At 40.2% G+C, this 1455-nt stretch carries 1 protein-coding gene and 1 pseudogene; both read left to right on the forward strand.

Annotation, left to right across the window (positions count from 1 at the left end):
• Positions 1-576 (forward strand): annotated as a pseudogene (locus HMPREF1535_RS25170) (DUF4906 domain-containing protein); the annotation flags it as partial.
• Positions 573-1349: a hypothetical protein gene (locus HMPREF1535_RS25175; RefSeq protein ID WP_052716746.1), complete on the forward strand. Its 777-nt coding sequence runs from the start codon at positions 573-575 to the stop codon at positions 1347-1349. The pseudogene HMPREF1535_RS25170 and the gene HMPREF1535_RS25175, both read left to right, overlap by 4 nt.
• Positions 1350-1455 lie beyond the last annotated feature (106 nt).

A 1455-nucleotide genomic window follows, 5' to 3' on the forward strand; every position in this document is an offset into this window, starting at 1 on the left:
GATTATAATTATACGGTAAAGATCAGTCATATTGACTTACCTGTCAATGACCGCCGTGTAACGATTATCGATCCGATAGCGGCATCCGAGAATAATAACAATCTGGTTCCGACCGCAAACTGTTTCATGGTGGCTCCCGGTGGTGCTTTCTGCTTTAATCCTTATAAATTTTATATAAACGAAGCATTGAAAGACAATTCCTTACTTCAGGGTTGGTGCTCGTCAACGAAGATCCAATCAGTAAAAGTCCTGTGGCAAACAAAAGAAAATGGTGACGTAGGTGATCCTGTTCTAGGTGTAGTCAATTCGTCAAACGATCATACGAATATAGTCGATATTATGAATGGCAGTAGTTTCGAAAATGCCCGTATCTATTGCCGTATCGCTCCGAATACGGAAGGTGGAAGCGGGGTGATAGCTGCTTATGACGGTGCGGGCGGAACAGGTAATATCCTTTGGAGTTGGCATATCTGGGTAACTGATTACACCCCGAATGCCAAAGCCGATGTTTCAGTGGATGACCCGAACAAAAGAGTTCAAAATATACTTACGGTAACAAGATTCAATATCCAATGATGGATCGTAACCTAGGAGCCAAAGCTGGTTATACCGATTTCCCCGAAAGTTATCTGGAAAAGTCAAAAGCAAATGGATTCCATTACCAATGTGGTAGGAAAGACCCGTTCCCCAGTAGCTATTCGGAAACATTAATGATAAACATTACCATTAACGCAGATAAGCCGACTCTGGGAATGTTGAATTTATATCAGCCGGATGGTCTTTCCTATTTTATCATGCAAGCTTCATCAAATACTGTCTCATTAAGGACCGCCTATCAGCATCCTACAACTTCGTATTCTTCTGGTGCTAGTTGGTGTAGTGATAATAGTGATCTGTTTTGGAATGGCTCTGATAATAAAAAAACTGTTCATGATCCGTGTCCTGCCGGATGGCGCATAGCGAGTAAGGTGAATTATCAGCCTTTTTTCACCAGTACGTCATATACAGAAAGCGGGGAAACTGGTAATGCAAATATTCCGATGAATATGAAAAATAAAGAAACAGTTGTTAAAGATGGAGGGGCTGTTATCTATTTTGAAAATACTTCATCCGGACGTACCACCTATCTTCGAATGACTGGATATCAAGAGTTCTATAACAAATTCAACTATATAGGCGGAACCTCAAATTTGTGGTGTAGAGAATCGAGAGGAACTGAGAATGCTTATTCGTTAGCGATTATAGAAGATTACTTTCCTTATGAAGTAGGAAAAAACGGGCATAATATTTCTTCCATATGGGCAAGACGCGATGCTCATCCGCTCCGCTGTATTCAAGACAGGGAATAACACTGGTGAAGACCTATTGAGAAAGAGAAAAGTAATGAACAAATACAAAGACTGAATGCAATAGTTAATGTGCGTAAAAAAAGGAAAGAGAGTATATGAAAAATAC

The organism is Parabacteroides goldsteinii DSM 19448 = WAL 12034, from assembly GCF_000969835.1.
GTDB classification, from domain to species: Bacteria; Bacteroidota; Bacteroidia; order Bacteroidales; family Tannerellaceae; genus Parabacteroides; species Parabacteroides goldsteinii.

Coding starts and splice junctions, on each gene's coding strand:
- HMPREF1535_RS25175 (WP_052716746.1), top strand. CDS start 573: ATGATGGATCGTAACCTAGGAGCCAAAGCTGGTTATACCGATTTCCCC.